General features: G+C 50.4%; 22 protein-coding genes and 2 tRNA genes. 16 read left to right on the top strand and 8 right to left on the bottom strand.

The features are described 5' to 3' along the window. The first annotated feature begins 1 nt into the window (after position 1). The gene (locus AXA67_13840; protein KXJ40197.1) at positions 2-454 is read left to right on the top strand and encodes an FMN-binding protein; all 453 of its coding nucleotides are present in this window, start codon (positions 2-4) and stop codon (positions 452-454) included. After that, the gene (locus AXA67_13835) at positions 451-969 is read left to right on the top strand and encodes a hypothetical protein (GenBank protein ID KXJ40110.1); all 519 of its coding nucleotides are present in this window, start codon (positions 451-453) and stop codon (positions 967-969) included. The genes AXA67_13840 and AXA67_13835 overlap by 4 nt, the downstream gene beginning before the upstream one ends. A gap of 13 nt (positions 970-982) precedes the next feature. Here AXA67_13835 and AXA67_13830 read toward each other — a convergent pair whose 3' ends face one another. Beyond that, positions 983-1,702 (bottom strand): arginyl-tRNA--protein transferase, encoded by a 720-nt coding sequence (locus tag AXA67_13830; protein KXJ40109.1) that lies wholly within the window; start codon positions 1,700-1,702, stop codon positions 983-985. A gap of 306 nt (positions 1,703-2,008) precedes the next feature. On the opposite strand from AXA67_13830, the gene AXA67_13825 reads away from it, so the two are divergent. Together AXA67_13825 and AXA67_13820 are read left to right on the top strand one after the other, a co-directional pair. Then, the gene (locus AXA67_13825; protein KXJ40108.1) at positions 2,009-2,782 is read left to right on the top strand and encodes a hypothetical protein; all 774 of its coding nucleotides are present in this window, start codon (positions 2,009-2,011) and stop codon (positions 2,780-2,782) included. Positions 2,783-2,791: 9 nt separating this feature from the next. Next, positions 2,792-4,909: a hypothetical protein gene (locus tag AXA67_13820; GenBank protein ID KXJ40107.1), complete on the top strand. Its 2,118-nt coding sequence runs from the start codon at positions 2,792-2,794 to the stop codon at positions 4,907-4,909. Positions 4,910-5,132: 223 nt separating this feature from the next. Here AXA67_13820 and AXA67_13815 read toward each other — a convergent pair whose 3' ends face one another. The 6 genes from AXA67_13815 to AXA67_13790 all read right to left on the bottom strand — a co-directional run bounded on the left by AXA67_13815 (position 5,133) and on the right by AXA67_13790 (position 14,708). Next, on the bottom strand, positions 5,133-7,439 hold the full coding sequence (locus AXA67_13815; protein KXJ40106.1) for a hypothetical protein: 2,307 nt from the start codon (positions 7,437-7,439) through the stop codon (positions 5,133-5,135). Positions 7,440-7,844: 405 nt separating this feature from the next. Next, positions 7,845-10,601, bottom strand: a complete 2,757-nt coding sequence (locus tag AXA67_13810; GenBank protein KXJ40105.1) for a valine--tRNA ligase — start codon at positions 10,599-10,601, stop codon at positions 7,845-7,847. A gap of 366 nt (positions 10,602-10,967) precedes the next feature. Beyond that, on the bottom strand, positions 10,968-11,987 hold the full coding sequence (locus AXA67_13805; protein ID KXJ40104.1) for a hypothetical protein: 1,020 nt from the start codon (positions 11,985-11,987) through the stop codon (positions 10,968-10,970). Then, on the bottom strand, positions 11,984-12,985 hold the full coding sequence (locus AXA67_13800) for a hypothetical protein (protein KXJ40103.1): 1,002 nt from the start codon (positions 12,983-12,985) through the stop codon (positions 11,984-11,986). The genes AXA67_13805 and AXA67_13800 overlap by 4 nt, the downstream gene beginning before the upstream one ends. A gap of 142 nt (positions 12,986-13,127) precedes the next feature. After that, positions 13,128-14,144, bottom strand: a complete 1,017-nt coding sequence (locus AXA67_13795; protein KXJ40102.1) for an isocitrate dehydrogenase — start codon at positions 14,142-14,144, stop codon at positions 13,128-13,130. Between the two features lie 12 nt (positions 14,145-14,156). Then, a complete protein-coding gene (locus AXA67_13790) occupies positions 14,157-14,708 on the bottom strand; it encodes an aldehyde-activating protein (GenBank protein ID KXJ40101.1) in 552 nt (183 codons plus the stop codon). 204 nt (positions 14,709-14,912) lie between these two features. On the opposite strand from AXA67_13790, the gene AXA67_13785 reads away from it, so the two are divergent. The 11 genes from AXA67_13785 to AXA67_13735 all read left to right on the top strand — a co-directional run bounded on the left by AXA67_13785 (position 14,913) and on the right by AXA67_13735 (position 24,164). Further along, on the top strand, positions 14,913-15,698 hold the full coding sequence (locus AXA67_13785; GenBank protein ID KXJ40100.1) for an HAD family hydrolase: 786 nt from the start codon (positions 14,913-14,915) through the stop codon (positions 15,696-15,698). After that, on the top strand, positions 15,695-16,981 hold the full coding sequence (locus AXA67_13780; GenBank protein ID KXJ40099.1) for a hypothetical protein: 1,287 nt from the start codon (positions 15,695-15,697) through the stop codon (positions 16,979-16,981). The genes AXA67_13785 and AXA67_13780 overlap by 4 nt, the downstream gene beginning before the upstream one ends. Positions 16,982-17,069: 88 nt before the next feature. Further along, positions 17,070-17,146: transfer RNA gene (locus tag AXA67_13775), tRNA-Val, on the top strand. 61 nt (positions 17,147-17,207) lie between these two features. Further along, positions 17,208-19,136, top strand: coding sequence for a threonine--tRNA ligase (locus tag AXA67_13770; GenBank protein ID KXJ40098.1), 1,929 nt, complete (start codon positions 17,208-17,210; stop codon positions 19,134-19,136). A gap of 18 nt (positions 19,137-19,154) precedes the next feature. Further along, positions 19,155-19,676 carry a translation initiation factor IF-3 gene (locus AXA67_13765; protein KXJ40097.1) on the top strand — a complete coding sequence of 174 codons (522 nt, stop codon included), beginning with the start codon at positions 19,155-19,157 and terminating at the stop codon, positions 19,674-19,676. 16 nt (positions 19,677-19,692) lie between these two features. Beyond that, positions 19,693-19,890: a 50S ribosomal protein L35 gene (locus AXA67_13760; protein KXJ40096.1), complete on the top strand. Its 198-nt coding sequence runs from the start codon at positions 19,693-19,695 to the stop codon at positions 19,888-19,890. Between the two features lie 83 nt (positions 19,891-19,973). Further along, on the top strand, positions 19,974-20,321 hold the full coding sequence (gene rplT / locus AXA67_13755; protein KXJ40095.1) for a 50S ribosomal protein L20: 348 nt from the start codon (positions 19,974-19,976) through the stop codon (positions 20,319-20,321). Between the two features lie 7 nt (positions 20,322-20,328). After that, a complete protein-coding gene (locus AXA67_13750) occupies positions 20,329-21,348 on the top strand; it encodes a phenylalanine--tRNA ligase subunit alpha (GenBank protein KXJ40196.1) in 1,020 nt (339 codons plus the stop codon). Between the two features lie 11 nt (positions 21,349-21,359). Further along, positions 21,360-23,750 carry a phenylalanine--tRNA ligase subunit beta gene (locus AXA67_13745; GenBank protein KXJ40094.1) on the top strand — a complete coding sequence of 797 codons (2,391 nt, stop codon included), beginning with the start codon at positions 21,360-21,362 and terminating at the stop codon, positions 23,748-23,750. A 2-nt stretch (positions 23,751-23,752) separates the two neighbouring features. Continuing rightward, positions 23,753-24,052 carry an integration host factor subunit alpha gene (ihfA, locus tag AXA67_13740; GenBank protein KXJ40093.1) on the top strand — a complete coding sequence of 100 codons (300 nt, stop codon included), beginning with the start codon at positions 23,753-23,755 and terminating at the stop codon, positions 24,050-24,052. A 35-nt stretch (positions 24,053-24,087) separates the two neighbouring features. Next, positions 24,088-24,164, top strand: a tRNA-Pro gene (locus AXA67_13735). Here the strand turns inward: AXA67_13735 and AXA67_13730 are convergent. Beyond that, complete coding sequence (locus AXA67_13730; GenBank protein KXJ40092.1) at positions 24,165-25,394, bottom strand: hypothetical protein; 1,230 nt, start codon at positions 25,392-25,394, stop codon at positions 24,165-24,167. A 98-nt stretch (positions 25,395-25,492) separates the two neighbouring features. Here AXA67_13730 and AXA67_13725 point away from each other — a divergent pair, with 98 nt between their 5' ends. Further along, complete coding sequence (locus AXA67_13725) at positions 25,493-26,089, top strand: hypothetical protein (GenBank protein KXJ40091.1); 597 nt, start codon at positions 25,493-25,495, stop codon at positions 26,087-26,089. Positions 26,090-26,099: the final 10 nt, after the last annotated feature.

Genomic DNA, 26,099 nt, shown 5'->3' with positions numbered 1-26,099 from the left:
CATGGAATTGGCGTTCGGTAAAGAAGCGGAAGTGGCATTGCTTCCGCTTTTTCTTACCGAAGCGCAACGAAAAGCGGCCGAGCGTCTGGCGAGGGTCAAAATAGATTCCAGTCTCTTCACGTTCTATGTGGGAAAAAAGGATGGCAAGGTGATGGGATACGCGGCTATAGAAACCCACACCGTTCGCACCAAGCCGGAGACTTTGCTGATTGTATTGAAACCAGGTGGAAAATTACGACGCATAGAAGTGTTGGCTTTTCATGAACCGCCGGAATATCAACCTCCAGCCCGTTGGTTTGTCCAACTCTTTGATAAGCCTATCGAGGATTTGCGCTTGGGCGGGGGCGTGGAGGGAATCACCGGCGCGACCTTGAGCGCCCGAGCGGCGCTCGACAGCGTGCGCAAGGTGCTGGCTATTTATCAAGTGGCGGTAGCTGGGCAGGATAAAAAATAATGCGTTTTTTCGTTACTGGCGAACACCGGCGTAAGGCGTTGCTTAATGCGGTGATATTGATGTTTCTCGGTTACATCGCCTTGTTCTGGGTAAGTAACGGGCTGATGTATTTCCATAAAATGAACCTGGATCCGGCCTCGGTGGTGGCTTATTACTTGGGGTCGGAAGAAGACTTCCGCCCGCCCCGCAGTTATGAAAGCCTTTTGGAAGTGACCCACTTTCATCTTTTCGCCATGGGTATGTTGGTGATGACTTTGGTCCATTTGATGCTCATGACCGAGCTGCCGGTGGGGGTGAAAATTACCCTCGGTGGGTTGAGTTTTGTTGCGGCGGTGGCCAACGAAGCCGGTGGCTGGTTGGTGCGCTTTGTTCATCCCGGGTTCGCCTGGTTTAAGGTGGGCGCGTTTGTCCTGTTGGAGCTGACCTTGTTGGCCCTGATTCTTTCAGTGGGTTATTCTTTGATTGCTACCCGGATAAAGTCATCCAAGCGTCCCCGTCCCTGGCATGTACACTGAGTGATGGTAGGGTTTACTCCTCTGTCAGCAGGTGCCATTTTTGGTTTAGATAAATTTCCGCCGGCTTATACTGGATTTTATAGGCCATCTTTTGGCACTGGGCAATCCAGTAGCCCAAATAAAGCCAGGGCTGGCCTTTTCTCGCCGTTTCCTGAATTTCCCATAAAACGGCAAATGTTCCCAGACCCCTCTGTTGATATGCCGGGTCAAAAAAGGTGTAAACCGCGGATAACCCCGTATCGAGTTGATCTGCAACCGCTACCGCCAATAACTGCCCCTGAAGCTTAAATTCATAGAAAATCGTCTCGCACCAGTGGCAGGTCAAAAAATTGACGTAATCCTCCGGCGTGGAATCCACCATTGTGCCGCCGGCGTGACGTGAATGGAGATAACGTTTGTATAAATCGAAGTGTTCTTGCCGGAATTCCGCAGGTTGAGGGATTATTTGAAGATCCTGATTTTTACCCCAGCAACGCTTTTGACTGCGGTTGGGTCTAAAACCTTCAACCGGGATTCGGATAGGGACGCAGGCCGAACAATCACTGCAATGGGGCCGGTAAACCAAATTTCCGCTGCGCCTGAATCCCCGGCATACCAAATCCGTATAGGCGGCGGTGGACAGCTCGATATCCGGTGGCAGAAATAACATGCGCGCTGTCTCGTCCGCCAAATAATCGCAACTGTGGGGCGCGGTGATATAAAATTCCTGGAGGTGTTGCAGGTCTGAAAGCATGGGCGTATCGCCGGTCGAGTCAGTCGTGTTTACTATAGTATGTTCTACCGCCAATAGACAACATGTCTAAAGACACTACGCTTGGCCACGTCGTTTAAACACGTAAAGGATTGATTGAAGGGGTAGGTGGTCTGATTTGGCTTGAATAGATGACGGAGCCCTGAGACTTTACGCTGCCACGAAGTGTGGGGTCAGGAGACTGTGTAAAATTGCCTTGCATCCCGTTCCGGTCTGGAATAGTTTCCAAACTAAAAGGGAAGGGTTTGTTAAATTGTTTTTTAAATCGTAATCCAACAGTGTCACACAATGAAACAGCGCAAGCCAAAACATAATTCTTCCGTCAACTGGATTGTAGGATTCATGTTGACAATCAGTTGTGGGCCCGGTGTGGTTGCCGGACCCTGTAGCGGTATCCGGTTAGAAAGTGGCAAAAGCCAGGGCGTGGTGATTCTGGCCGATTTGTGTACAGAAGCGGATGAGCTTTCCTTGGGAGCCGTCTTGCAAATTCCCCCTGGGTCGAGGGTTTGGTTGAAAGCCCCTGCCTCCGGGGAAGAACAAGGCTACTATCAAATGGTATGCCAGAACCGCCACTCTACTACCGCTATTAAAATGCGCTTGCAATATTCCCAATTGCCTTGGATTGATTTGAAGTCCTTGGGCATTTGTCGCCCCTGGGACGGTAAACGATTGATGTGTGACAGTCGGCAGGGAGAAAAAAATGCTTTTGTCTGTGTGGCCTCTTTAATCAGGATTCCTTTGTGGGAAAAAACCCCGGCCCTGGGGACTTCATTGGTGTTGCGCTCGCCACTCGATCAATCAGACACCAGCGAGGAAGGCTATCCAGAAACGAAGGTATTAGCCGCTTTGCAGGCGGAGGCGCGGATGTGCCGGGAAATATATGGCTCGAGTGAGCCCGCGCATTGGCAATGGACCGTCACCCCGGAAGGTAAAGCCCGGGAAATCAGCAGCGCCTCTTCGCATTCGAATTCTTCTGAATTGATGGCTTGTGTTCAAGATGTCATCCAGTTTTTTCCATACCCAAAACCGCAACAACCTGTTTTCTTATCCACCACGTTTTAGCCAGATGACGTGACCGCCCCACGCCTTGCCCTGCTTTTTGTTCTAATGGCTGTTCTGGCGGGATTGGCGGTGGATTGGATTTTTTCCAATGCCCTGGATTATTGGGTGCATGACGCCGCTGTCGTCTATCGGGCGCGGAAACAATGGCGGCACATCGGTATTGTGGTCTTGGATCATCAGGTGCCGGTGCGGGTTGGCCGCAAGCAAACGTTGCCGTTGTTCGCTTTGGCTACGGAGCGTTTGATTCTGGCAGGGGCGAAAGGTGTATTCATGGACGCCCGCTTGAGCAAGGAATTGGAAACCAACATGCCCTACGCCCTGTGTTTGGATCATCAAGGGGAAGGCGTGCGTTGGTCTTCCCCCCATTGCGTGGCGAAAGGGACTTCCCAGTGTCTTCTTGCCAGTAGCGAAGCAGGGACGGCACCCTTGAAATTGTCGCAACAGGCTATCGTAAAATTTAAAGTTGCTCCTTATTTACCGGGTCAAGCGCAACTGCCGGATTTCCTTTTATATGGTTGGGAAGCCTCGATGTTTATTCCTGAACAAGGATTGGTGGTCAGCGATCGTCTGGTGACAAAGCGTTCTTCGATTTTGCGATGGATGGATTTGAGCGACGATCATGCCGTCATCCAATTGGCCAAGTGGGTGGCGCCGGAAAAAGTCAACCAGGCTTTGACGAAGACTCGAGACAACGAGCTTTGTGACGGCCGTTACTCCTGCCGCCGTATACGCTTGAGTCATCCCCTTTATCAGGTCAGTTTGAATAACGGCCGTTTACTGGCGCCGGTGAGTCTCTTGGCTTCTTGTCAGCATAGGGAGGCAATGCGAATTGCCCGGTTGTTTGAAGGTAAAGCGGTGATTTTGCAGTTAACCTCACCTTCTGAATCCACCGATATGGTGGTGACGCCCATGACTACGGCTTGGTGGGGGCCCCATCTATTGACGCCGGGTTCACAATATCTGGCGGATGCGGTGGAGACATTGCTCAGTGAAGATCATCCCCGTGCGCCTCCCTTGATCTTAAAAATTTTGTTGTTCGCCGCAGTGGCGATATTGAGTGTGTTTTTAGGGTTGCGTCAGCGCCAAATTGTCTTGTGGTCGGGGAGCGTACTCGTGCTGATTGGGTTGATAGGAATATGCTTTTGGCAAAAACAGATGCAGCTTTGGCCGGTCGTGGCTTCCATGGCCGTTTATTTGAGCGGGGCTTTTCAGGTTACCGGTTTGAATTTAGTGGTGGGGATGCGGGAAGGGAATTTGATTCGCCAATACATGCCGGACCAAATTCATGATTTGTTGATTTCGTTACGGCAAAATCAAAGATTCCGCAACCAGCGCTACGAAACCATCGTTTTGATGAGCGATTTGACTCACTACACCACAGTTACGGGGTTATTGAAAGACCCGGCTTACGTCCTGGAATTGATGAATGATTATTTGCAAGAAACCTCCCTGGTTCTGCAAAAAAAATACCAAGGATGGTTGGAAAGCTATGTAGGGGACATGGTGTGTTATTACTGGCCGGTGTGGAAAAAAGACCGGGATGAAATCTATCGCAATGCGCTGCTGGGCGCGTTGGAAATGGCGCGGCTGCAAAAAAATTTTTTTTCCACCCTTCCTCAGCGGTACGCCCACCGTTTTCCAGAGCAAGCGTTGAAGCAAGTGGCTGCCATTATTAATGCCGGGATTGGCCTGGCTTCCGGCAAAGTGGTAATGGGTGATATCGGTCCCAGCGGCGGAGTGCGGAAATTCGGCATTCTGGGTGATCCCTTGAATTTGGCCGCCCGTTTGGAAAGTCTCACCCGGTTGTTTACAACCGATATCATCGCCAGCGAAGAATTTATCCCCATGGCGGATTTGTTACAAATAGCACATAGAAGGCTGGGAAAATTTATGGTCAAGGGCAGGGTGGTGCCCGTCACCATTTACGCATTGGGGGAAAGCCGCGATCCCCGTTTTTCCGTGCCTGCCATTAGGGCTTGGGAACGGTGGCTGGAGCAAGTAGAGAACGGAAAACAACCGGTTCACTCCTGTCCTGAAATGTATATGAAAGACTGCGAAACCTTGCGGAAATGGGAAGCAAGAAACCTGTTTAATTCAGAAGGTATCTGGGTATTGGATGAGAAGTGAAATGAGGACGGTATTCCGCGAGTCGCTCATCCCCCCTTACTGAAGATGTCGCAAAAGCCCATCCTTGGATTTTTGCGACTCGGAATCGGAAATACGCGATTTTCCGGTTCCTCCATTTTCAATGGCTTATGGCCATCGAAAATGGCGATGCATCCCTGCATCGTAGAGGCTGTTGCCTTTAGTAACACCCTCACTTGCGGGTGAGGGATGAGTAGTTTATCTCCTATTCAACGACCACCAGCTGAGGCCGCTGGCTGGCATTGGAAATTTCCCGTGAACGGATTTGGAATAGGGGGCGGGAAGTATCGGCGTTGATCAAGGCAAAGCTTGCTTCGCTGATGCCTTGTTGCCGCAATTGGGCGATATATCCGCTTACATCAAAGGTTATTTCGGTGTAATCGGTGTTTTCAATCTGCCGGCTCCCCAGCAAATTCCCTGTTTGGGGCTTGTTGTCCCATACGATGCCGGTTTCAGTCCAGCTATTGTCGGAGACTGCGAAGAGTTGTGTGTTGATCGAGCCGGTGCTGGTCAGCTTGGCGGTGAGGCGCAATGTCGCTTGTTGAGGTGAGGTTGGCAGACTGGAAATATCAAATTTGATATAGCTCTGCCGATTGTAATTGGTTTTGCTTTTTTTGACCCTCAGTTTGTCTAATGTGCCGTAATTTTGGCCGGAATAGATGCCGTCTCGTACATAGGCGTCGGCTATGGCTTCGAGAATCTGGGTTTGGCCGCCATTGGCATTTTTAGTCACTTCAAAATCAATAACCCCAGTCGTTCCCGGCGTATCGCTAAATGTCAAGAAACCGGCGGCGCTAGTCGTAAAAATGCCTAAAATCGTTCCGTTCTTGAATACTTTGTAATCGGTTGAAGGTTGAAGGTCTCCTACTTTATAAGTCACTTTATCAGCCACGTCTGTAGCGATGATTGACCATTGCTTGAGATTTTCACCCCAAAGAATATCAAATACGTCCACAGAGCCGGTTTTTGGCTGAATAAAAAACGCCAGTGCTTGGACGAAAGACTTCGTGCCAATTTGGCCGTAATCGAGATACATTTCCGCGCCGGTGAGCGTGGATACGGTGACGACGCTGTTTTCCTCGGGCAGATAGATTCGATGGGCCGGATTTTGTACCACCGTGGTGGAAAACGAATCTAATTTGATCACCACATCGTTTTGGGTGGTGACAATCGTGTGACTGTTGATCTGATCATTGCCGTAGGTTCGGATGGTGGGAAGTTGAGAATAGATGTTATCGCGTAATTCGTTATCCATCCCTCGATCCAGCTTGAATTTTCCCGGCCCTATAAAAGTATTGTTGACAAACAAGTTTTGGTCGCTGTCCTTCAGGCGAATACCCACCAGGTAGTTTTCAACCAAGTTGTTGCGAAAGATATTATTGCTGGGCCTGCCATTGGTGGTGGCGGGAATATCGGAACCTTGGTAGAGATACAAACCGTATTTGGTGCTGTCGGTGACTGTATTGTTTTCAATCAAATTATCGTGACTGCCGATGGAAAGGCGGATACCGTTACGATTGCGCCTTACTTCGTTGTTTCGGACGATATTGTTGTGGCTTTCGAATAAGACAATTCCGGTGTCCCGGTTATCGGTCACGACGTTGTTTTCCACAAAGGAATCATTGGTATCACGATGGAGCATAATGCCGTGGCGGTTGCGTACGGAAGTGTTGTTGCTGATCACCAGATGATCGCAACGCTGCGAACAAATGATCCCGTGATTGCCATTGTCATGGACGAAATTGCCGGTGATGACCAAGCTGTCGGAATCATCGTGGGGGTCGATGCCGTAGGCTTCATTGAAGGCGACTTCATTGTCGGTGATATTCATCCCAAAAGCGCCGTAGGTGTAGATGCCCATATAGTTGTGATGAATATAGCTGTTTTTGATGTCACCGAAGACATCGGTGGTATCAAATGTTCTTCCCAGTACTTTCCAAACCAGCCCATAGGATTCCCCGGCGGAGTAGCCCAAATAGCGTACCTCGCTATTGATGATATTCATTGTGGATTCATTGGGCTTGCCATCCGGCGACAATCGGGAACGGACATGAATAAAAGCCCGCCCGTCGCTGGTATCGTCGTCAACGGTATTTGTGCTTTCGTTCCATGAGGTAATCAAAGTATCTTGCACATCCACCGTTCCCCACTCAGCGCGAAGATGGATGTTGCCAAAATTACCGGGGCTGGCCAGCCGCAGTTCATCGACATCACCGCCGATGGAAGTGCCGTGGAGATCCAGTCTCGCGCCTTCTTTCAAGTGTAAATTGGCGCGCAATATCCATACGTGGTTAAAAGGGTCGACTTGCTCAAGAACTTCGTGTAATCCGATAGTATTGATGTCGCTCAAGGTGCAAGTGACCGGTCCTGTGACATAAAGAATGCCGGTTTCGCCGGACCATTTGAAATTACTGGTGTCACAGGCAAAGACACTGAATGAGAGCAGCCAAAAGCAAAGTATTCCAATTGTTGCAAAAAACTTCTTGATACAATAAGGCATGATTTCCCCCATCAAACTTTTTTCTAATATGTTTCCTATTTCAATTAGCGGATGCCCATGAATCACCCATGTGCGGGAGTGCTTCTATTGCGTGTGCGAATAATATGATATTAGAGGTAAAATGTATCCTACCTGAAAAGCTCGTGACCTTACAAATAGGTTAGTTGGCAGGCGGAAAAAGGCCCTTATTTATTTGAACCTAAATTCTGCAAGTGTTTCGGCATTCGGCTGCCAAATCAAGCCTTTATGCTGCGTTGGCCGCACCAATTTTATGCTCGAAGTAGCGCTGCCACGCCTGCGCGAAAATTGGCTTGCCGCCTTGCCTAAAGCCTTGCTTGACACCCTCGGTGCTCGAATCACTTGCAACAAAATTTAGGTTGATTTTGAACCGATGAATAAGGGCCGACAGGGAATGAATTAAAGCTTGCTGATACGTTGTTGCTGTTCTTCCAGCCGGGAGAGGGCCGAATGCATTTCTTCCAGTTTTTGCCGTTCCTTGGCAACCACGGCTTCTGGTGCTTTTTCCACGAATTTCGGGTTTTTCAGTTTCCCTTCGACCCGTGGCAGTTCTTTTTTGAGCTTGTCGATTTCCTTGGCCAGTCGTTGTAATTCGGCCTCCTTGTCAATCAGCCCGGCCATGGGGATCAAGACTTTTAGCTCGTCAACCAAGGTGATGGCCGATTCCGGCGGAGTTTGTTGATCTTCAAGCCACCCAAAGGATTCGATCCGGCCGAAGCGTATCAACCACGGACGCCAGTTTTCCACCCGCTGACGATCTAAATCTTGCCCGTGTTGTAACAGGACGGGGAGGGGTTTGCCGGGCGGGATGTTCATTTCACCGCGGATTCTGCGCAAACCTAAAATAAAGGTTTGCAGCCACAGGACTTCTTTTTCAGTGGGTTCGTGAATTAAGGTTTCATCCAGGGCTGGGAAGGGCTGGCGCATGATGGTTTCCCCTTCAATCCCGGCGATGGTTTTTGCCTTCTGCCAGATTTCCTCAGTGATGAAGGGAATGATCGGGTGGGCCAGGCGCAGAAAGGCTTCCAACACTTCAATCAGGGTGCGACGGGTTCCCCGTTGCTGGGCTGGCATCCCTTCCGCCAGGGTGACCTTGGCCAGCTCCAGGTACCAGTCGCAATATTCATCCCAGAGGAATTCATAAATGGCGGTGGCCGCCAAATCGAAGCGATAGTTCTCAATGGATTCGATGGCGGTTTTCAAGGCACGTTGGAAGCGTGAGCGAATCCAGTGGTCAACCTGGGTGTATTCGATTTCGGCGCCTTGGTAGCCGAGATCCTGATTCTCGGTGTTCATGAAGACATAGCGGGAGGCATTCCATAGCTTGTTGCAGAAGTTGCGGTAACCTTCTATGCGCCCCAGGTCAAAGCGGATGTCCCGCCCCGTGGTGGCCAGGGCCGCGAAGGTAAAGCGCAGGGCATCCGCTCCGTAGGAAGGAATGCCGTCCGGGAATTCCTTGCGGGTTTGTGCTTCGATCTTTTTGGCCATTTGTGGCTGCATCAAGCCGGCGGTACGTTTTTTTATCAGCTCTTCGAGGGTGATGCCGTCAATCAAATCCAGGGGATCGAGGACATTGCCTTTGGATTTGGACATCTTCTGACCGTGGGCGTCCCGCACCAGACCGTGGATATAGACATCACGGAAGGGCACGTCGCCCATGAACTTGAGCCCCATCATCACCATGCGGGCGACCCAGAAAAAGATAATGTCAAAACCGGTCACCAGCACGCTGGTGGGATAGAAGGTGGCCAGTTCCGGGGTTTGATCCGGCCAGCCCAGGGTGGAGAAGGGCCAAAGGGCGGAAGAAAACCAGGTATCCAGAACGTCCTCATCCTGTTTTAATGGCCGGTTGCCGAGATTGAATTTTTCCCGGACTTCCGCCTCATTGTGTCCCACATAGATATTGCCTGCCTCATCGTACCAGGCGGGAATCCGGTGGCCCCACCAGATTTGGCGGCTGATGCACCAATCCTCGATGTTCTCCAGCCATTGGAAATAGGTTTTGCTCCAGTTTTCCGGGATAAAGCGGATTTTACCTTCCTTGACCACCAGCATGGCCGGCTCCGCCAAGGGCGCGGCTTTCACAAACCATTGGTCGGTCAGATAAGGCTCGATCACCGCGCCGCTACGGTCGCCGCGCGGTACTTTGAGGACGTGGTCTTCAACCTTTTCCAGCAATCCCTGTTTTTCCAGATCTTTGACAATTTTCTTGCGTGCTTCAAAACGGTCCAGCCCTTGGTACGGAGGTGGGGCGTTGTCATTGATTTTGGCGTCTGGGGTGAAAATGTTGATCTGGGGGAGGTTGTGGCGCTTGCCCACTTCGTAATCATTAAAATCATGGGCTGGCGTAATTTTCAGGCATCCGGTGCCGAACTCGGGATCCACATAGTCATCGCCAATAATGGGGATTTCCCGGTTAGTGAGAGGAAGTTTGACGGTTTTGCCAATCAGATGGCGATAGCGCTCGTCTTCCGGGTGAACCGCGACGGCCACATCCCCCAGCATGGTTTCCGGCCGGGTGGTGGCCACCACCAAGAAACCGGAGCCGTCGGCCAGTGGGTAGCGGATGTGCCACAGGTGACCTTTTTCTTCTTCCGAGATAACTTCCAGATCGGAAACGGCGGTATGCAACACCGGATCCCAGTTGACCAGGCGCTTGCCCCGGTAGATCAAGCCTTCTTCATACAGTTTGACAAACACTTCACGCACCGCGCGGGATAGCCCTTCATCCATGGTGAAGCGTTCCCGGGACCAGTCCACCGAAGCGCCGAGACGCCGCAGTTGGCGGGTAATGGTGCCGCCGGATTGGGCTTTCCATTCCCAAACCCGGTCAATAAATTGTTCCCGCCCCAAATCGTGACGGGTCTTCCCTTCTTGCGCCAATAACCGTTCCACGACCATCTGGGTGGCGATGCCCGCATGATCGGTACCGGGTTGCCAAAGAGTATTGTTTCCCCGCATCCGGTGATAGCGGATCAGGCCATCCATAATGGTGTCCTGGAAGGCGTGACCCATATGCAGACTGCCGGTGACATTGGGCGGCGGAATCATGATGCAGTAAGGCTCACCTTCGCCGGAGGGGGAAAAGTAACCCCGCTCTTCCCAAAGTTTGTACCAACGTTGTTCTATTGCATGGGGGTCGTAGGTGGTTTCCATAGAATCAATAGCGAGATTGGTTGAATAAGGCAGCAAATTTTAACATCGAAAACGGTACCTGTTCGAAAACCTTTGTACTCCGATCAAGACTCGGTCATCTATTCCAGCCGGGACAGGTGGTCTGCTTCGAAAAACGCCGTAAATACTTTCTTGCTGCGCAGTCCTGCTGTGCAAGAAAGTCCTGCCCAAACCTCCCTGTTCGGGCGCTCGCCCGGCTGCGAAAGTCCACTGGACTTTCGGTCCGGCTCGCCCCTGTAGGCTCCACGCCGGCATCCCTGCCGGCGAGGCTTTCGAAGCAGACCACCTGCCCCTTCAATTAATCCTTTACGTGTTTAAATAATGTGGCCTTGGTAATTCGACGGCTGGTTAATTCGAACAAGCGTTTTCCAGGGCCGCGATTCTTTTTTCAGTGGCCGGGTGGCTGGAGAGGTAATCGGGGATTTGCGAATGATGGCTTTGCCCCAGTTTCTTGAGAATATTTTCAAAAGGTTCAGTTCCTAGGCCATGAGAGCAGAGATAGCGGGTGGCGAACTGATCGGCTTCGATTTCAAAAGCTTGCGAATATTGGGCTTCCACCAACAAGGTGGGCAGGGCGGCAATCAGAGAGCTGGAAGAGGAAAGGTCTCCCGTGACCAAAATAATCATCAGCGCCAGAAAAGAATTTTGAATGACGCGGCGCAGGGCGTGACGGTGAATCACGTGCCCGATTTCGTGGGCCATGACCGCCAGTAATTGCTCATCATTGTCAGCCAGTTTGACCAATTCGTCGGTCATGACAATGGTGCCGGAGGGGAGGGCGAAGGCATTCGCCCCGATTTTGGCGCCATGGCGGAAGAGTAATTGGAATGGATAGTCTTCGGATTGCTCGGCAACGAGCGCCTGAAAATGTTTTTGTAGCCGACGCCGGGTGTCCAATTCTAGTTGCGATGGTTCCAGCAGGGCCTTATCCATCAGGTCCAGGGCACCCTTGCCCAGAGCGGCACTGGTGGACGCCGGCAGGGAAAAGGCGGCCATGTTGGCCAGTACCGGCATGCCATAACGAACAAAGCCAAAGGTAATTGCCAGGGTGAGAATGGCAAACAAGATAACGTATCCGAGTTTGCTTTCCATTTTGTGGAGCCAGCGTTGTTTGCCGTGCATTCCAAAATCGGCCAGGGCCTGGTCCACGATATCGTTTTCCACGGTTTCGAACTTGCTTCCCCCGGGAAAGTAAAAGTTCCTGGGCGTTCGGCCCAGGCGCGAGCTGATGCGGACTTTTTTCAGCGGAAAGCGCTGCTGCTCGCCGTTGGCTTGCAACAGCGCGAACCCTTCCCGCTGAATTTCCAGGGTGGCGGGGACGGCGTAGGAGGTTTTGCCGTCATAATAATAGCCATGCAGCGTCGTCATAATCCCAAATCAACATCAAACGCTTCGCTCATTTCCGAGCCCACGCTACTGACTTCCTGATGTTGGCCAGCAACGAAATCATCTAGATTTCCCTGGGCGATCAGCACGGTGTGATCGGCTTTGTATTTCGCCAGCCGGACTTTGGCCCAGGGAGCAAAAAGGCCCGCTGTCAGCGCGATCCCAAGAGCATTGGTTAGATAGATCCAGAATAAACCTTTGGTTTGCAGGCGGCTTTCCAATTGGTGTGGCCCAAACTCGGTGTGATTAAAGACGGTATTGATGATGTGACTGCGGAAATAAGCGTATGCAAGCAGCCCCAGTGGAATGATGGCCACCACAAAAGCCTGAGGAAGAAAGTCTCTGGCAACCAGAAATACAAGCGCGAAGGCCAGCGCCATGGCGAGCACATAGATTCCCACGACTTTATAAAAATCCTTGGGGGTGGCTGAAAATTCAAAGGGTGTCGTGCCATATTGGGTGTTGGCAACGAGCAATCGGTTTTGGCGGTGGAACATCAATGGCGCGGTGAGGCCCAAGGTCAATGGTGTCAACAAGGGCCAGAGAATATAGGCTTTGGCGGCTTCCCCGTAATTGCCATTAAAATTGAAGGAGATATTTTTAAAGGCCGAATTGCGCATCCGGAATTTCAGTCCCTTGACGACTATCCACGGCAGCAGGGCCAAGAAAGCCAGGGAAAATGCCGGTTCAGCCAAGGGGAAAAAACTGGCAACGGCGGATGAGCCGGCCAGCACGGCGAAGGCGATGGCCCGGCCTTTGAGGATAGCCATGGGTTCGGCCAGGTACTCAAAGGTATGTTCAGCCAAGTGTGTGTTGCTATAAAAGTACCGTTCCCGGCGGACTTTGGCCCAAGCGGAGTAAATACCCAGCGTCAAGATGGTCAAAAGCAAATTGACAATCCATATTTTGAAATATTCGCCGCCAGTGCCGGTGAATTGAAATCGTAGAAATTGCGGGGGATTTGGTATTTGATCGTTCATATCAGCTTCTCAAGTGATTAACAGGGCGTAAAAGTAGACGTCTCTGTAAGTTTAGATCGAAATTCCCGCGGTTTAAGGTAATGATTGGCGTTCGTCTCAAAGGCGTGAACAGGCCGGCAATTACCGGCCTGTGTTGTTTTGATTAGCGGATTTTTTCAATAATGGCGCTGGCCATTTCGCTCGTGGTGCAGGTAGAACCTGGTTTAAGATCAGGGGTGACGTGCTTGCCTTCTTCAATCACGGCGCGAACTGCCTGGTCAATGCGTGCGGCAGCCTCCCGCTCCCCCAAATGATCCAGCATCATCTTTCCGGCCATGATCAAAGCGGTTGGGTTGGCGATGCCTTTGCCGGCAATATCCGGGGCGCTGCCGTGCACTGCCTCGAACATCGCCGCTTCCTTGCCGATATTGGCGCCGGCGGTGAGCCCAAGGCCGCCCACCAGCCCCGCCGCCAAATCGGAAAGAATGTCTCCGAACAAATTGGTGGTGACCATGACATCGAATTGACTGGGTTTCATGACCATCAGCATGGCGCAGGCATCCACAATTCTGTCTTCGAAGTCGATGTCGGGATAATTTTTCGCCACTTCCCGGCCCATTTCCAAAAACAGTCCGGAGGTGCACTTGAGAATATTGGCTTTGTGCACCACCGTGACTTTTTTGCGGCCATGGTTGCGGGCATATTGGAAGGCGTAGTTGATAATATTTCGGCAGCCTTCCCGGGTAACCACGGCAATGCTTTCCGCGGCGATATTTTCCCCGCCCGCCTTGATGAAGTGTTCAATGCCGGCGTAAAGCCCCTCGGTATTTTCCCGCACCGTGACCAGGTCGACATCGGTATAGGGCACCTGGGTGCCTTTAAAGGAAAGGGCGGGGCGGACATTGGCGAAGAGATTGAACTCCTGGCGCAAGGTGACATTGACGCTCCGGTAACCGCCGCCCACGGGTGTCGTCAACGGCGCTTTCAAGGCGACTTTGTTGGCGCGAAAAGAGGCGAGGGTCGGTTCCGGCAAAGGATCGCCGTATTTCTCCACTGCCGCCATGCCCGCCAGTTGCCGGTCCCATTCGATGGGGACGCCTGTCGCTTCGATGACCCGGACGGCGGCTTCGGTGATTTCAGGACCAATCCCGTCACCGGGGATTAAGGTTACTTTATGCATGCTGATCTCCGCTTACCATTTAGACTCGCCGGTGACAGGATCATACATTTCATGATGGATTTTGTTGCGGTTTTCAATCAGTTCCTCGATAGTCGGCTCGTCGTTGATTGCCCGCTTGATGGCCAGTTTGGTGGCTTCATAATTGGTGCGGTAAAGATCCTTTTTGTCTGGATTTTCTTGCTCGGCGCACCAGGGGTCGAGCCACACATTGACAATGATACCTACTTCGTTGGCCCAGTCCTTGGGAATGACGCCGTCGATGACCGAATCAATCACCGCGTCGGCAATGGCGGACTGAACCACGCCAAAGAACAAATTGATATAAGCCGTACTTTTCATGGTGACCTTGGGTACCATCAAGGTGGCGGGTTTAACCTGCTGGTTACAGGCGCGGATGGCAAACAGCCGGGTGTGGCCTTCGGTCTGGCCCATCAGCGTCGCGAAGGCATTACCCACAGGCCCGTTCAGCGCCCCCAGGACCACTTCGGGCATGGCGTCGGTGCCTTGATCGTTGCTGGCGAAAACCGTGGCTTCGCCGGTTTTGAAAACGGGGATATCAGACATGGTTAGCTTCCTCTTTTGGACGTTGGCAAAAAAAGGTGCAATATTATACCAGTACCGGTTTAGTGTGGGTTTGTCTTCGTAAAGCAACCTTGCCACCTGTCAGTTTGCTTGTCCGGGGGCTGGGAAGGGTCTGCCCCCTCTCGTGGAACTGATAGGTTGAGTAAAGCAACATTGAATCAGACTGAAAATTGATGGATGACTAAGATGAAAAAAATCGAGGGCATTCGGGGATTGCTGTTGGATCTTGATGGCGTGTTATATGTGGGCGATACAGTAATAGAAGGCGCGCATAACGCAATTTCCGCAATTCGCCAGCATGGTTACAAGCTGCGTTTTATTACCAATACCAGCACGCGTTCTTTGGCTTCTCTGCAAAAGAAACTCGCCGGGTTAGGGTTCGATATTCCGAAATCAGAAATCATCAGCGCTCCACAGGCGGCATTGTTGTATTTGAAGTCCAAAGGCAGGCCTGTTTGTCACTTGCTGTTGGCCGAGGATGTGAAGCAGGATTTTACCAGGTTTCAGCAATCGGATGAAAAGGCTGATGCGGTGGTGATTGGAGATATCGGCGAGGCTTGGAATTATGCCATTCTCAATCGCGCTTTCCGGTTATTGTTTTCAGGGGCAGAGCTGATCGCCATGCATAAAAACCGGTTTTGGCAGACCGAATCCGGCTTGCAGATGGACATTGGCGGCTTTGTCGTCGCCTTGGAATATGCCAGTGGCAAGCAAGCGAAAATCATGGGCAAGCCGTCAATCGACTTTTTCCAAATGGCGCTTCAGGATATGGGACTGCCTGCTTCCCAGGTGGCGATTGTTGGCGACGATATCGAATCGGATATCGGCGGTGGGCAGCAGGCTGGATTGATGGGTATATTGGTGAAAACGGGCAAGTACCGGGAGTCTTTTGTGAAAGCTTCGAAAATTCAGCCAGATCTGGTGATTGATTCGATTGCCGATTTGCCCAAGGTGCTGGGCCTGTCGGAATGAATCAGCTCCATACTGGGACTATCGCGCATTTGCTTGGTAATCCCTTCAAGCAATCCAATTGTCTGGAAATCATCGAAGACGGGGGGATATGGATCGATGGGGCTGGCCGCATCTTGGCTGTCGGTGATCGGAGAGAATTGCTGCACAAGATTGATTCGGAAACAGCTATTTACTCCCATGATGGCGCTTGGTTGCTGCCGGGGTTGGTGGATGCCCACCTGCACTTTCCTCAATATTACGCCGTGGCGGCGGCCAATAAAGGCTTGCTTTCCTGGCTCAACGAAACCATTTTTCCCGCCGAGATGGAATTTCAAGACGCCGGTTTTGCGCAAAAGGCCGCCAATCAATTGATAAGTCACTTGATCCGGGGCGGGGTTACCACGGCTGCGGTATTCGGCTCCCAATTTCCTGAAGCCACCATGGCCCTTTTCGAGTCCGCTAAACAGCAAGGGCTGCGTTTGATTTCCGGCCTGACATTAATGGATCAGGGCGGGCCAGAAGCATTACGCCTTTCTCCTGAAAAAGCGGAGGAACTCAGTCAACGGTTCATTGACTATTGCCGGGACGAGCCATTGCTGCACTATGCCCTGATGCCTCGGTTTGCCTTGTCTTGTTCACCGGTAATGTTGGCAATGTGTGGAGAAATTTTAAAGGCCAATCCGGATTGTTATTTACAGACCCATATCAACGAAAGCCAGGAAGAAATTGCCGCGGTCAAGCAATTATTTCCCAACGCCAAATATTACCTTGATGTCTATGACCATTATGATTTGCTAGGCTCCAAGACACTGTTGATCCACAATATTCATGCTGGGGATGAGGAATTGCAGCGCATCGCCGAAGCTGGTGGCGCAGTCTGTCATTGCCCCAGCAGTAACCTGTTTCTTGGCAGTGGATTATTTCCACTGGAACGGCATCTTGCCTATGAAATTCCCTTGGCCCTTGGTACCGATATTGGCGCAGGACTGCATTTTACTGTGTGGCAGGAGACACAAGATGCCTACAAGATTCAACAACTGCAACAATGTCGATTGAGCCCGGAGCAATTACTTTATCTGATTACTTTGGGGGGCGCACAGGCACTGAGATTGGCCCACGAGACAGGGAATTTTGAAAAGGGAAAATCGGCGGATTTCTTCGTCCTCCAACCCCAAAAGAACGGCTATTTAACAGAGCGGCTCAAACGCTGCCCGGATTTGCCGTCGCAATTGTTTGTCTTGATGCAACTGACTGGTGAGGCATTGGTTTCCGAGAGATATATAGGTGGTATAAGTACAGTTTAAGAGTCAATCTATCAGGGTGTTTGCGCAAATTTCGAGAGGGTGTTTGTTTACATTCAATCCATCATAGTGCATAATTACTAAGATATTCAGGCGCGTAGCTCAGTTGGTTAGAGCACCACCTTGACATGGTGGGGGTCGTTGGTTCGAATCCAATCGCGCCTACCACTCGATTTATAGAAGGCATCGCTTGGCGGTGCTTTATTTTTTAGTGTTGATGTAAAAGTTTATGCCAATAGTAACACTTCCTGATGGCAAGCAGCTGGCCTTTGATCGCCCGGTGACGGTACGAGAAGTGGCCGAGGCAATCGGTCCCGGACTAGCCAAGGCTGCGGTTGCAGGGCGCGTGAATGGGCAATTGGTGGATTTGAGTGCGGTTATCCACCAAGATGCCCAGGTGGAAATTATTACCCCCAAGGAAGAGGCGGGGTTGGAAGTGGTGCGTCATTCTACCGCCCATTTATTGGCCCAGGCGGTAAAAGAATTATTTCCTGAAGCGCAAGTAACTATCGGGCCGGTAATTGAAGACGGTTTTTACTACGATTTCGCCTTTGAACGCAGCTTTACGCCAGAAGATCTGGAAAAAATTGAGCAAAAAATGCACCAATTGGCCAAGGCCGCTTTGCCAGTGGAGCGCAAAGAAATGCCCCGGGACGAGGCAATCGGTTTTTTCCGCCGCCAGGGGGAAGAGTATAAAGCCCAAATCATTGAAGATATTCCACAAGGGGAAACCATTTCTCTTTATTCGCAAGGCGATTTTACCGATTTATGCCGCGGTCCCCATGTGCCCGATACCGGCAAGCTGAAAGCCTTTAAGCTGACCAAAGTGGCGGGCGCCTACTGGCGCGGCGATTCTAGCAATGAAATGTTGCAAAGGATTTATGGCACGGCGTGGGCGGATAAAAAACAGCTCAAGCAATATTTGCATAGGCTTGAAGAAGCGGAGAAGCGGGACCATCGCAAGCTCGGCAAGCAGTTGGATTTGTTCCATATCCAGGAAGAAGCGCCGGGAATGGTGTTTTGGCATGACAAGGGTTGGCGGATATATCAGATTATCGAGCAATATATTCGGGAAAAATTGCGCCAACACGATTATCAGGAAGTCAAAACCCCGCTGGTAGTGGATCGTTCTTTGTGGGAAAAGTCCGGTCACTGGGATAAGTTCCAGGACATGATTTTTACCACCCACTCGGAAAATCGCGATTACGCAATCAAGCCCATGAATTGCCCTTGTCACGTGCAGATTTACAATCAAGGGCTCAAGAGTTACCGGGATTTGCCGTTGCGGATGGCGGAATTTGGTTCTTGCCATCGCAACGAGCCATCCGGAACGCTACACGGGTTGATGCGGGTGCGCAGCTTCGTCCAGGACGATGCCCATATCTTTTGTGCAGAATCTCAAATTCAAGAAGAAGTTTCCGCCTTTATTGATTTGTTGTTCGAGGTATATCGGGACTTTGGATTTGAAGATGTCCCCGTGAAATTATCCACGCGTCCGGAGAATCGGGTGGGAAGCGATGAAATTTGGGATAAGGCGGAAAAAGCATTGGAAGAAGCGCTAAATCGCAAGGGTCTGGATTGGCAGCTGCAACCAGGCGAGGGGGCTTTTTACGGCCCTAAAATCGAATTTTCCCTCAAGGATTGTTTGAACCGGGTCTGGCAATTGGGGACGATTCAAGTGGACTTTTCCATGCCCGGCCGCCTTGGGGCAACCTACATTGCCGAGGACGGGAGCCGGCAAACCCCAGTGATGCTGCACCGGGCCATATTGGGTTCCTTGGAACGCTTTATTGGCATTTTGCTCGAGCATTATGCCGGGTTATTGCCCTTATGGTTGGCGCCTGTGCAGGCCGTCATTCTAAATATCACCGATCGCCACAAGGACTACGCCTTGCAAATCCAGGAAATTTTGCGTTCTCGTGGCTTTAGGGTGGAAACCGACTTGAGAAACGAGAAGATCGGCTATAAAATCCGCGAGCATTCCATGCAACGTGTGCCTTACTTGCTGATTGTTGGCGACAAGGAAATGGAAGCCCGGCAGGTAACGGTGCGAACCCAGCAAGGAACGGACAAGGGAGCTATGGCGCTGGAAAGCCTGGTATCATGGTTGGATGAACAGGTAAGGGCCAAACAGCCCGTTGTAGAGTTGGAATCGTAAAATTGAGGAGAAGTCAGCATCGCTGCTAAAACAGAAGTACGTCGAAACGACGAAATTAGGGCGCCGAAGGTAAGGTTAATAGACGCTGAAGGCGAGCAATTGGGGGTAGTCCCAATTGCTGAGGCGTTGCGAATTGCCGAAGAAGCGGGGTTGGATTTGGTGGAAATTGCTCCCCAGGCGGATCCGCCGGTTTGCCGGATCATGGATTACGGCAAATTTCGCTTTGAAATCAGCAAGAAACAACAGGCAGCCAAGAAGAAGCAAAAGCAAATTCAGGTCAAGGAAATTAAATTCCGTCCAGGGACTGGGGAAGGTGACTATCAGATTAAGCTTAAAAACTTGATCAGGTTTTTAAGTGATGGTGACAAGGCCAAGGTAACCGTGCGTTTCCGAGGGCGGGAAATGGCTCATAGGGAATTAGGAATGGAATTGTTAAAGCGCGTTGAAAAGGATCTGGAAGAATACGCCGTTGTTGAGCAGCATCCAAAACTGGAAGGCAGGCAAATGGTAATGGTGCTTGCCCCGAAAAAGAGAAAGTAAACTTAGGAGTTTTTTCATGCCAAAGTTAAAAAGCAATCGCGGCGCCGCTAAGCGCTTTAAGCGGACGGGGTCAGGGAAGTTTAAGCGCAACCACGCGAACCGCCGCCACATTTTGACTAAAAAGACCACCAAGCGTAAGCGTCACTTGCGTCATAAGGATTATTTGAGCGCTTCCGATACCCGGGAAGCAAAACAACTGCTTCCTTACGCCTGAGTCGAAATTGATCTAATACCCTTCTTAGTGATTTGGATTGAACGATAGCCTGCTTTGACAGGTGAAAGTAACGAGAGGTTATCATGCCGAGAGTAAAACGTGGAGTGACGGCGCGAAAGCGTCACAAGAAAATTCTGAAACAGGCCAAGGGTTACTATGGCGCCCGCAGCCGCGTATACCGGGTTGCGAAACAGGCGGTCATTAAGGCGGGCCAATACGCTTATCGCGACCGCCGTCAGCGCAAACGCCAGTTCCGGGCATTGTGGATAACCCGCATCAATGCAGCCGCGCGTGAGCATGGTTTGTCTTATAGCCGTTTCATGGCGGGACTCAAAAAAGCATCAATCGACATCGATAGAAAAATATTGGCTGATTTGGCGGTGAACGACAAAGAAGCCTTTGCAGAACTGGCTAAAATTGCCCAAGGCTGATTTGCCTGTGACTGATTCGGTGGAAGCCCTGCTGGCTCAGGCAGAAAATGATCTAGAGTCAGCCAAGGATCTTCAGTCCCTAGACCAGGTTCGGGTTCGTTATCTTGGCAAGAAAGGGTTATTTACCCAGCGAATGAAAGCGCTGGGTAATTTGCCACCGGAACAGCGGCCTCAGGTGGGTAAGGTCGTTAACGAGGCCCGGCAGAAATTCCAGCAGGCACTAGAAACCCGGCAGCTCGCTTTGCAGCAGGCCCAGTTATCGGAAAGGCTGGCCGCCGAGTCGATTGATGTGACGCTACCGGGGCGGGGGCAGCGCGCCGAAGGACTACATCCGGTCACTCTGACGATGCGCAGGATTGAAAAAATTTTTGCCAGCGTGGGGTTTCAAGTGGCAGAGGGTCCGGAAATCGAAGATGATTATCATAACTTCGAGGCGCTAAATATCCCTGCGCATCATCCCGCCCGTGCGATGCACGATACTTTTTACATTGACGAGCATACGTTATTAAGAACCCACACCTCTCCGGTACAGATCCGGGTCATGGAGGCGGGGTCTCCTCCTTTCAAAATTATTGCTCCGGGCCGTGTTTATCGCTGCGATTCCGACTTGACCCACACACCCATGTTCCATCAAGTGGAAGGCTTCTTGGTGGATGAAGGGGTGAGTTTTGCTCACTTGCGCGGTATTCTCGACGAATTTTTGCGCAATTTTTTCGAGCAAGATGTTGAGGTGCGTTTTCGGCCATCTTATTTTCCTTTTACCGAACCTTCCGCTGAAGTGGATATCGCATGTGTCATGTGCCAGGGCAAGGGATGCCGAGTATGTGGTCAAAGTGGTTGGCTGGAGGTGATGGGGTGCGGCATGATCCATCCGAGTGTCTTTGAGTTCGTGAAAATCGACCCGCAGCGGTATAGTGGATTTGCTTTTGGCCTTGGGGTCGAGCGTCTTGCCATGCTTCGGTACGGAATCAACGATCTTCGTCTTTTTTTCGAGAACGATTTACGTTTTCTCGAACAATTTCACTGAAATAAATCATTATGCGCTTTAGCGAAGCTTGGTTGCGAGAACACGTCAACCCGCCGGTAGATACCCAAACTTTGGTTGAACAATTGACCATGGCGGGGCTGGAAGTCGATAGTGTGGAGCCGGCAGCGCCCGACTTTTCTGGTGTGGTTATTGCCCAGGTGGTCTCTGTCCAACCCCATCCCAACGCCGATAAATTGCGTGTGTGTCAAGTATCCATCGCAGCAGAGACATTGTTGCCCATTGTTTGTGGCGCCCCCAATGTTCGTGAGGGGATGAAGGCGCCTTTGGCTACCGTCGGTGCCACATTACCCGGTGGAATGAAGATTAAAAAAGCCAAGCTGCGTGGCGTGGAATCGCTGGGAATGCTTTGTTCTGCCCGCGAGCTGGGTTTGGCAGAGGCGGCATCTGGACTGTGGGAACTTCCAGATGATGCCCCGGTGGGAGAAGACCTGCGCCAATATTTGCAGCTTGAAGACACAATCATTGATGTGGATTTGACCCCAAATCGTGCGGATTGCCTGAGCATTGAAGGGATTGCCCGGGAGGCCGCGTTATTGAATAAAGTCGATTGGCGTCCGCTTTCAGTTTCCCCCGTTCCTGCAAGTGGCTCTACAGTTCTCCCGATCACCATTGCCACAGAAGCAGAAAATGCCTGTCCTCGTTATTTGGGGCGTTTAATCACAAATATTGACCCCTTGGCGCCTACACCTATTTGGATGCAGGAACGATTGCGCCGCAGTGGAATTCGCAGTATCAGCGCGATTGTCGATATTACCAATTACGTCATGTTGGAATTGGGGCAACCTTTGCACGCTTTTGACGCGGATAAATTGCAAGGGGGCATCCAAGTCCGCATGGGCCGGCAAGGTGAAAAGTTGGTATTGCTGGATGAACAGGAGGTCGAGCTTTCTGAGGATGTCCTAGTGATTGCCGATGAAGTCAATCCTTTGGCGCTGGCGGGCATCATGGGCGGCAAAGGTTCTGCAGTGACCGATACCACGCAGACGATATTTTTGGAATGCGCGTTTTTTAGCCCCGAAGCGATTATGGGTAAAGCCCGCCGTTTTGGGCTGCATACCGATTCTTCCCATCGTTTTGAGCGGGGTGTTGACCCTGGTTTGCAGTCTAGGGCGATAGAAAGGGCGAGTGAGCTGATATTGCAAATCGCCGGCGGCAGCGCCGGACCGATTAATGAAAAAGTTGTCGAACAGTATTTGCCAAGGCGCCCCTTGATAGAGCTACGGAGTCAGCGGGTTGATGACTTGCTGGGCCTTCATATCAATGACACTGAAATTGAAGACATTCTTCGGCGTCTGGGGATGCAGTTGGAAGGAGAAGGTGGTGTCTGGAGTGTCAGGCCGCCAAGCTTCCGCTTTGATATCGCTATTGAAGCAGATTTGATTGAAGAAGTGGCCAGGGTTTATGGCTATAACAATCTGCCGGTTCGAACCCTTGCCTTCCCGACCCCGCTTCAGCCGGTTCCGGAAAACCAGTTGCCTTTGGATCGAGTAAAAGATGCATTGGTTGACCGCGGATTTCAGGAGGTGGTTACCTATAGTTTTGTCGATGCTTCGTTGCAAGAAAAACTCACCCCTGATCTCGAAGCCGTCCCTTTGCTGAATCCATTGTCGTCTGAAATTGGTGTGATGCGCACTACGTTGTGGACAGGGCTGCTAACGACTGCTCAGTACAATATAAACCGCCAGCAGCGGCGTATTCGTCTTTTTGAAACCGGGATGCGGTTTTATCGGCAAAATGGCAAGATTGAGCAGGAAAAATATCTGGCAGGCTTGGCCACTGGCACTGTTTTCCCTGAACAATGGGGAGAAATGCCACGAGATGTTGATTTTTTTGATTTGAAGGCGGATGTTGAGGCTGTTTTATCCCTGACGCGGGTAGGGCGGGACTTTGTGTTTCAGGCCGATTCCCATTCAGCATTGCATCCAGGTCAATCGGCGAGAATCATCCATCGAAAAAATGGGCAAGCGTGTGGCTGGATAGGCATGCTACACCCTGAAATTGCCCGGGATTTGGATTTTGATCAAAATATCTTTTTGTTCGAAATTCGGCAAAGTGCGCTGACTCATCAAGCGATCCCAGTATTTCGACCCTTATCCAAATATCCCTACGTGCGCCGGGATATTGCTCTAGTGATTCCTCAGCAGGTAAACACACAAAGCTTAATAGATGCGATTTTTGATTGCCAGGTGGACGTGCTTCAAGACGTCATATTATTTGATGTCTATCAGGGAAAGGGGCTTGAAGCGGGGCAAAAAAGCATTGCTTTGGGACTGATATTGCAACATCCTGAAAAAACCTTGACTGATTCCGATATTGATGTAATCGTAAATAAAATATTACAGAAGTTAGCGGATCAGTTTGGCGCCAAATTAAGAGGATAGCAATGACAGTGACTAAAGCCGATATTGTGGAGAAATTGTACGAAGAAATTGGCTTGAATCGCAAAGACGCCAAGGAATTGGTGGACTTTTTCTTCGAAGAAATTAAAAACGCCCTGGAACGGGGCGAGGCAGTCAAAATCTCTGGATTTGGAAATTTTGACCTGCGCGATAAAAACGAGCGTCCAGGCAGAAATCCCAAAACAGGGGAGGAAATTCCTGTCAGTGCCCGTCGCGTTGTTACCTTTAAAGCCGGGCAAAAGCTAAAAAGCAAGATAGATTCTTTTACCCAAGAAGAATCTTAACTAACGGATTTTCTGTAGTATAATAGTAAAGATATCGGGGCGTAGCGCAGTCTGGTAGCGCACCACAATGGGGTTGTGGGGGTCGAAGGTTCAAATCCTTCCGTCCCGACCATTAAAAATACCGATACAAAGGACACATTTGTATCCTCCGTTCTATCAGCGCCTTCATTCTGGTGTATTCTTTCCCCTTCAATCCTCCAAAACGGCTTTCAAATCTTGTTCGGCTCAAATGATCCGGCAGACCCTGGGTTCTTGGCATAAAAAAGTCAGCTCTTCGCACTGTACGCATAATTTGTTGTAAACGTCTCGCGCTTTGTGGCGATTCTACAGCCAAAGCGCCGAAGCGAGCACCAGCTTTGTCTGCGGCAATATCACTGAAACTGAATCCACTGCCGGTATCAAAGTCCATCATCTCCTTATAAAGACCTAAGCTCTTTGCCAGAAACTGATTGTCGGTGGCGGCAATAGCAGCCGATACTATGAAATGCTGAGCTAAATCGTGGCGTTGAAAAACTAATAATGTCTTTTTCTTTGGAGGGGCAGACGCATTTCGTATCCCAAATAATTGACAGGGATCATATCCATTGACGTAAGCGGCTGCGACTTGAAGCAGTGCCTTATTTTCCCGCACCGCATCTTTCAAAGCGGTGTGGTGGTATGCGCGATTAAATAAAAATTGTAAATAGCTGGATAGTTCCCGATCTTCGCTGGTATGGCTCCAGCGGCTTGTTACCCGGCAATAAGGGATCAGCCGGGGATCATCCAGTGCCTTTAAGAACGATCCAGAACCGGCTTTGGCTAAGGCGTTGTTTCTTTCGGCGCTAATAACTAGGAATCTGTTGTCTAGCTGAATTGGGGTGGTAGATATCGAGGCTATTAGGTTACCTGTGGGTGCTTGGTTTGCTGTCCACAGCATCGCTTCTTCGAGAAGAACGGGTGGTAATGGCAGGGAACCGACAGTTAATGAAGCTAGTTTCAACCGCTTTTTATGGGGTTTTAAGAGTATTTTAACGTTCAAGTATGGACGTAGTGAACTTAGGTTCAAAGTTGTATCGAGTTTAATGTGGTTGGGTGTGATTAGAACGCGGGTTTGGTTGCTGATGCCTTGTTGGTTAAGAAAACTATGAAGCGCTTTTGCCAGGGTTGTTTCATCTATTGTGATAATTCCCGCCGGTTGGTTGCCCAATAATGTGGCAATGCGTGGATGATTTTTTTCTTGAAATGTAAATTTACTTTTGGTGACAATCGGCTTGGATGAGAACAGTAAGAAAAACAGGCTAGTAATAATACTCAATGCTGTGAAGGCAAACCATGCAAAAAATTTAAGAAAACGGGTTATCATGTTTTAAATCGAGCGAACATTCGATCGATTAATGACAAAGGAGGGGATATAAGAATAAAATACACGGAACCGAACCAAAGGAACTATAAAAAAACAAAATGGTAATGGCACAAGCAAAGAAAAAATCAGACAAAAAAGAACCTAATGATGAAATCCTCAAAGCAGCACTGAAGCTTTTTACCCAAAAGGGTTATTTTAATACATCAGTGGCGGACATTCGGCGAGAAGCGGATGTTAGTACTGGGACTATCTATCATTATTTCAAGAATAAAGAAGCGATTGCCGATGCTTTGTACCAGGATATCATCACTTCTTTAAATGAATCGATTAAAGAGATAAAAAACAAAACTAAAAACTCTTTCGAGCGTCTTCGTGCGATTGTCGAACTGTTTTTTACCTTGACCGAAGATGCTGCCGACGTCATGGGTTTTATAATCATGGCCCATCATCAAGAATTTCTTCCCAATGAGAAGCCTCTGAGCATGTCGCCCCCCTTTCTTTTATTAACCGAAATCATGAAAGAAGGTATCAAGGCCGGAGAACTAAGGCGCATGGACCCGGTGGTTGCCAATGCCTGTTTTTATGGCACCACGGCTCGGATGATTCAGTTACGCTTGGAGAATGCCTTGGACAAGCCGCTGGATTGGTATCTGTTGGACACTTGGACAGCGATATGGAAAGCCCTTTCCCCGTAGCTGCGGGTGC

This window comes from Methylothermaceae bacteria B42, assembly GCA_001566965.1.
GTDB lineage: Bacteria > Pseudomonadota > Gammaproteobacteria > Methylococcales > Methylothermaceae > Methylohalobius.
Note: the sequence above shows the minus strand (reverse complement) of the source record. Positions and strands in the feature narration are given on the sequence as shown.

Excerpts from the sequence above, each read along its gene's own strand:
- AXA67_13725 (KXJ40091.1), top strand. The coding sequence starts at position 25,493 with ATGGTAATGGCACAAGCAAAGAAAAAATCAGACAAAAAAGAACCTAAT.
- AXA67_13785 (KXJ40100.1), top strand. The coding sequence starts at position 14,913 with ATGAAAAAAATCGAGGGCATTCGGGGATTGCTGTTGGATCTTGATGGC.
- AXA67_13760 (KXJ40096.1), top strand. The coding sequence starts at position 19,693 with ATGCCAAAGTTAAAAAGCAATCGCGGCGCCGCTAAGCGCTTTAAGCGG.
- ihfA (KXJ40093.1), top strand. The coding sequence starts at position 23,753 with ATGACAGTGACTAAAGCCGATATTGTGGAGAAATTGTACGAAGAAATT.
- AXA67_13825 (KXJ40108.1), top strand. The coding sequence starts at position 2,009 with ATGAAACAGCGCAAGCCAAAACATAATTCTTCCGTCAACTGGATTGTA.
- AXA67_13810 (KXJ40105.1), bottom strand. The coding sequence starts at position 10,601 with ATGGAAACCACCTACGACCCCCATGCAATAGAACAACGTTGGTACAAA.
- AXA67_13790 (KXJ40101.1), bottom strand. The coding sequence starts at position 14,708 with ATGTCTGATATCCCCGTTTTCAAAACCGGCGAAGCCACGGTTTTCGCC.
- AXA67_13800 (KXJ40103.1), bottom strand. The coding sequence starts at position 12,985 with ATGAACGATCAAATACCAAATCCCCCGCAATTTCTACGATTTCAATTC.
- AXA67_13730 (KXJ40092.1), bottom strand. The coding sequence starts at position 25,394 with ATGATAACCCGTTTTCTTAAATTTTTTGCATGGTTTGCCTTCACAGCA.
- AXA67_13840 (KXJ40197.1), top strand. The coding sequence starts at position 2 with ATGGAATTGGCGTTCGGTAAAGAAGCGGAAGTGGCATTGCTTCCGCTT.
- AXA67_13830 (KXJ40109.1), bottom strand. The coding sequence starts at position 1,702 with ATGCTTTCAGACCTGCAACACCTCCAGGAATTTTATATCACCGCGCCC.
- AXA67_13805 (KXJ40104.1), bottom strand. The coding sequence starts at position 11,987 with ATGACGACGCTGCATGGCTATTATTATGACGGCAAAACCTCCTACGCC.
- AXA67_13815 (KXJ40106.1), bottom strand. The coding sequence starts at position 7,439 with ATGGGGGAAATCATGCCTTATTGTATCAAGAAGTTTTTTGCAACAATT.
- rplT (KXJ40095.1), top strand. The coding sequence starts at position 19,974 with ATGCCGAGAGTAAAACGTGGAGTGACGGCGCGAAAGCGTCACAAGAAA.
- AXA67_13770 (KXJ40098.1), top strand. The coding sequence starts at position 17,208 with ATGCCAATAGTAACACTTCCTGATGGCAAGCAGCTGGCCTTTGATCGC.
- AXA67_13745 (KXJ40094.1), top strand. The coding sequence starts at position 21,360 with ATGCGCTTTAGCGAAGCTTGGTTGCGAGAACACGTCAACCCGCCGGTA.
- AXA67_13780 (KXJ40099.1), top strand. The coding sequence starts at position 15,695 with ATGAATCAGCTCCATACTGGGACTATCGCGCATTTGCTTGGTAATCCC.
- AXA67_13795 (KXJ40102.1), bottom strand. The coding sequence starts at position 14,144 with ATGCATAAAGTAACCTTAATCCCCGGTGACGGGATTGGTCCTGAAATC.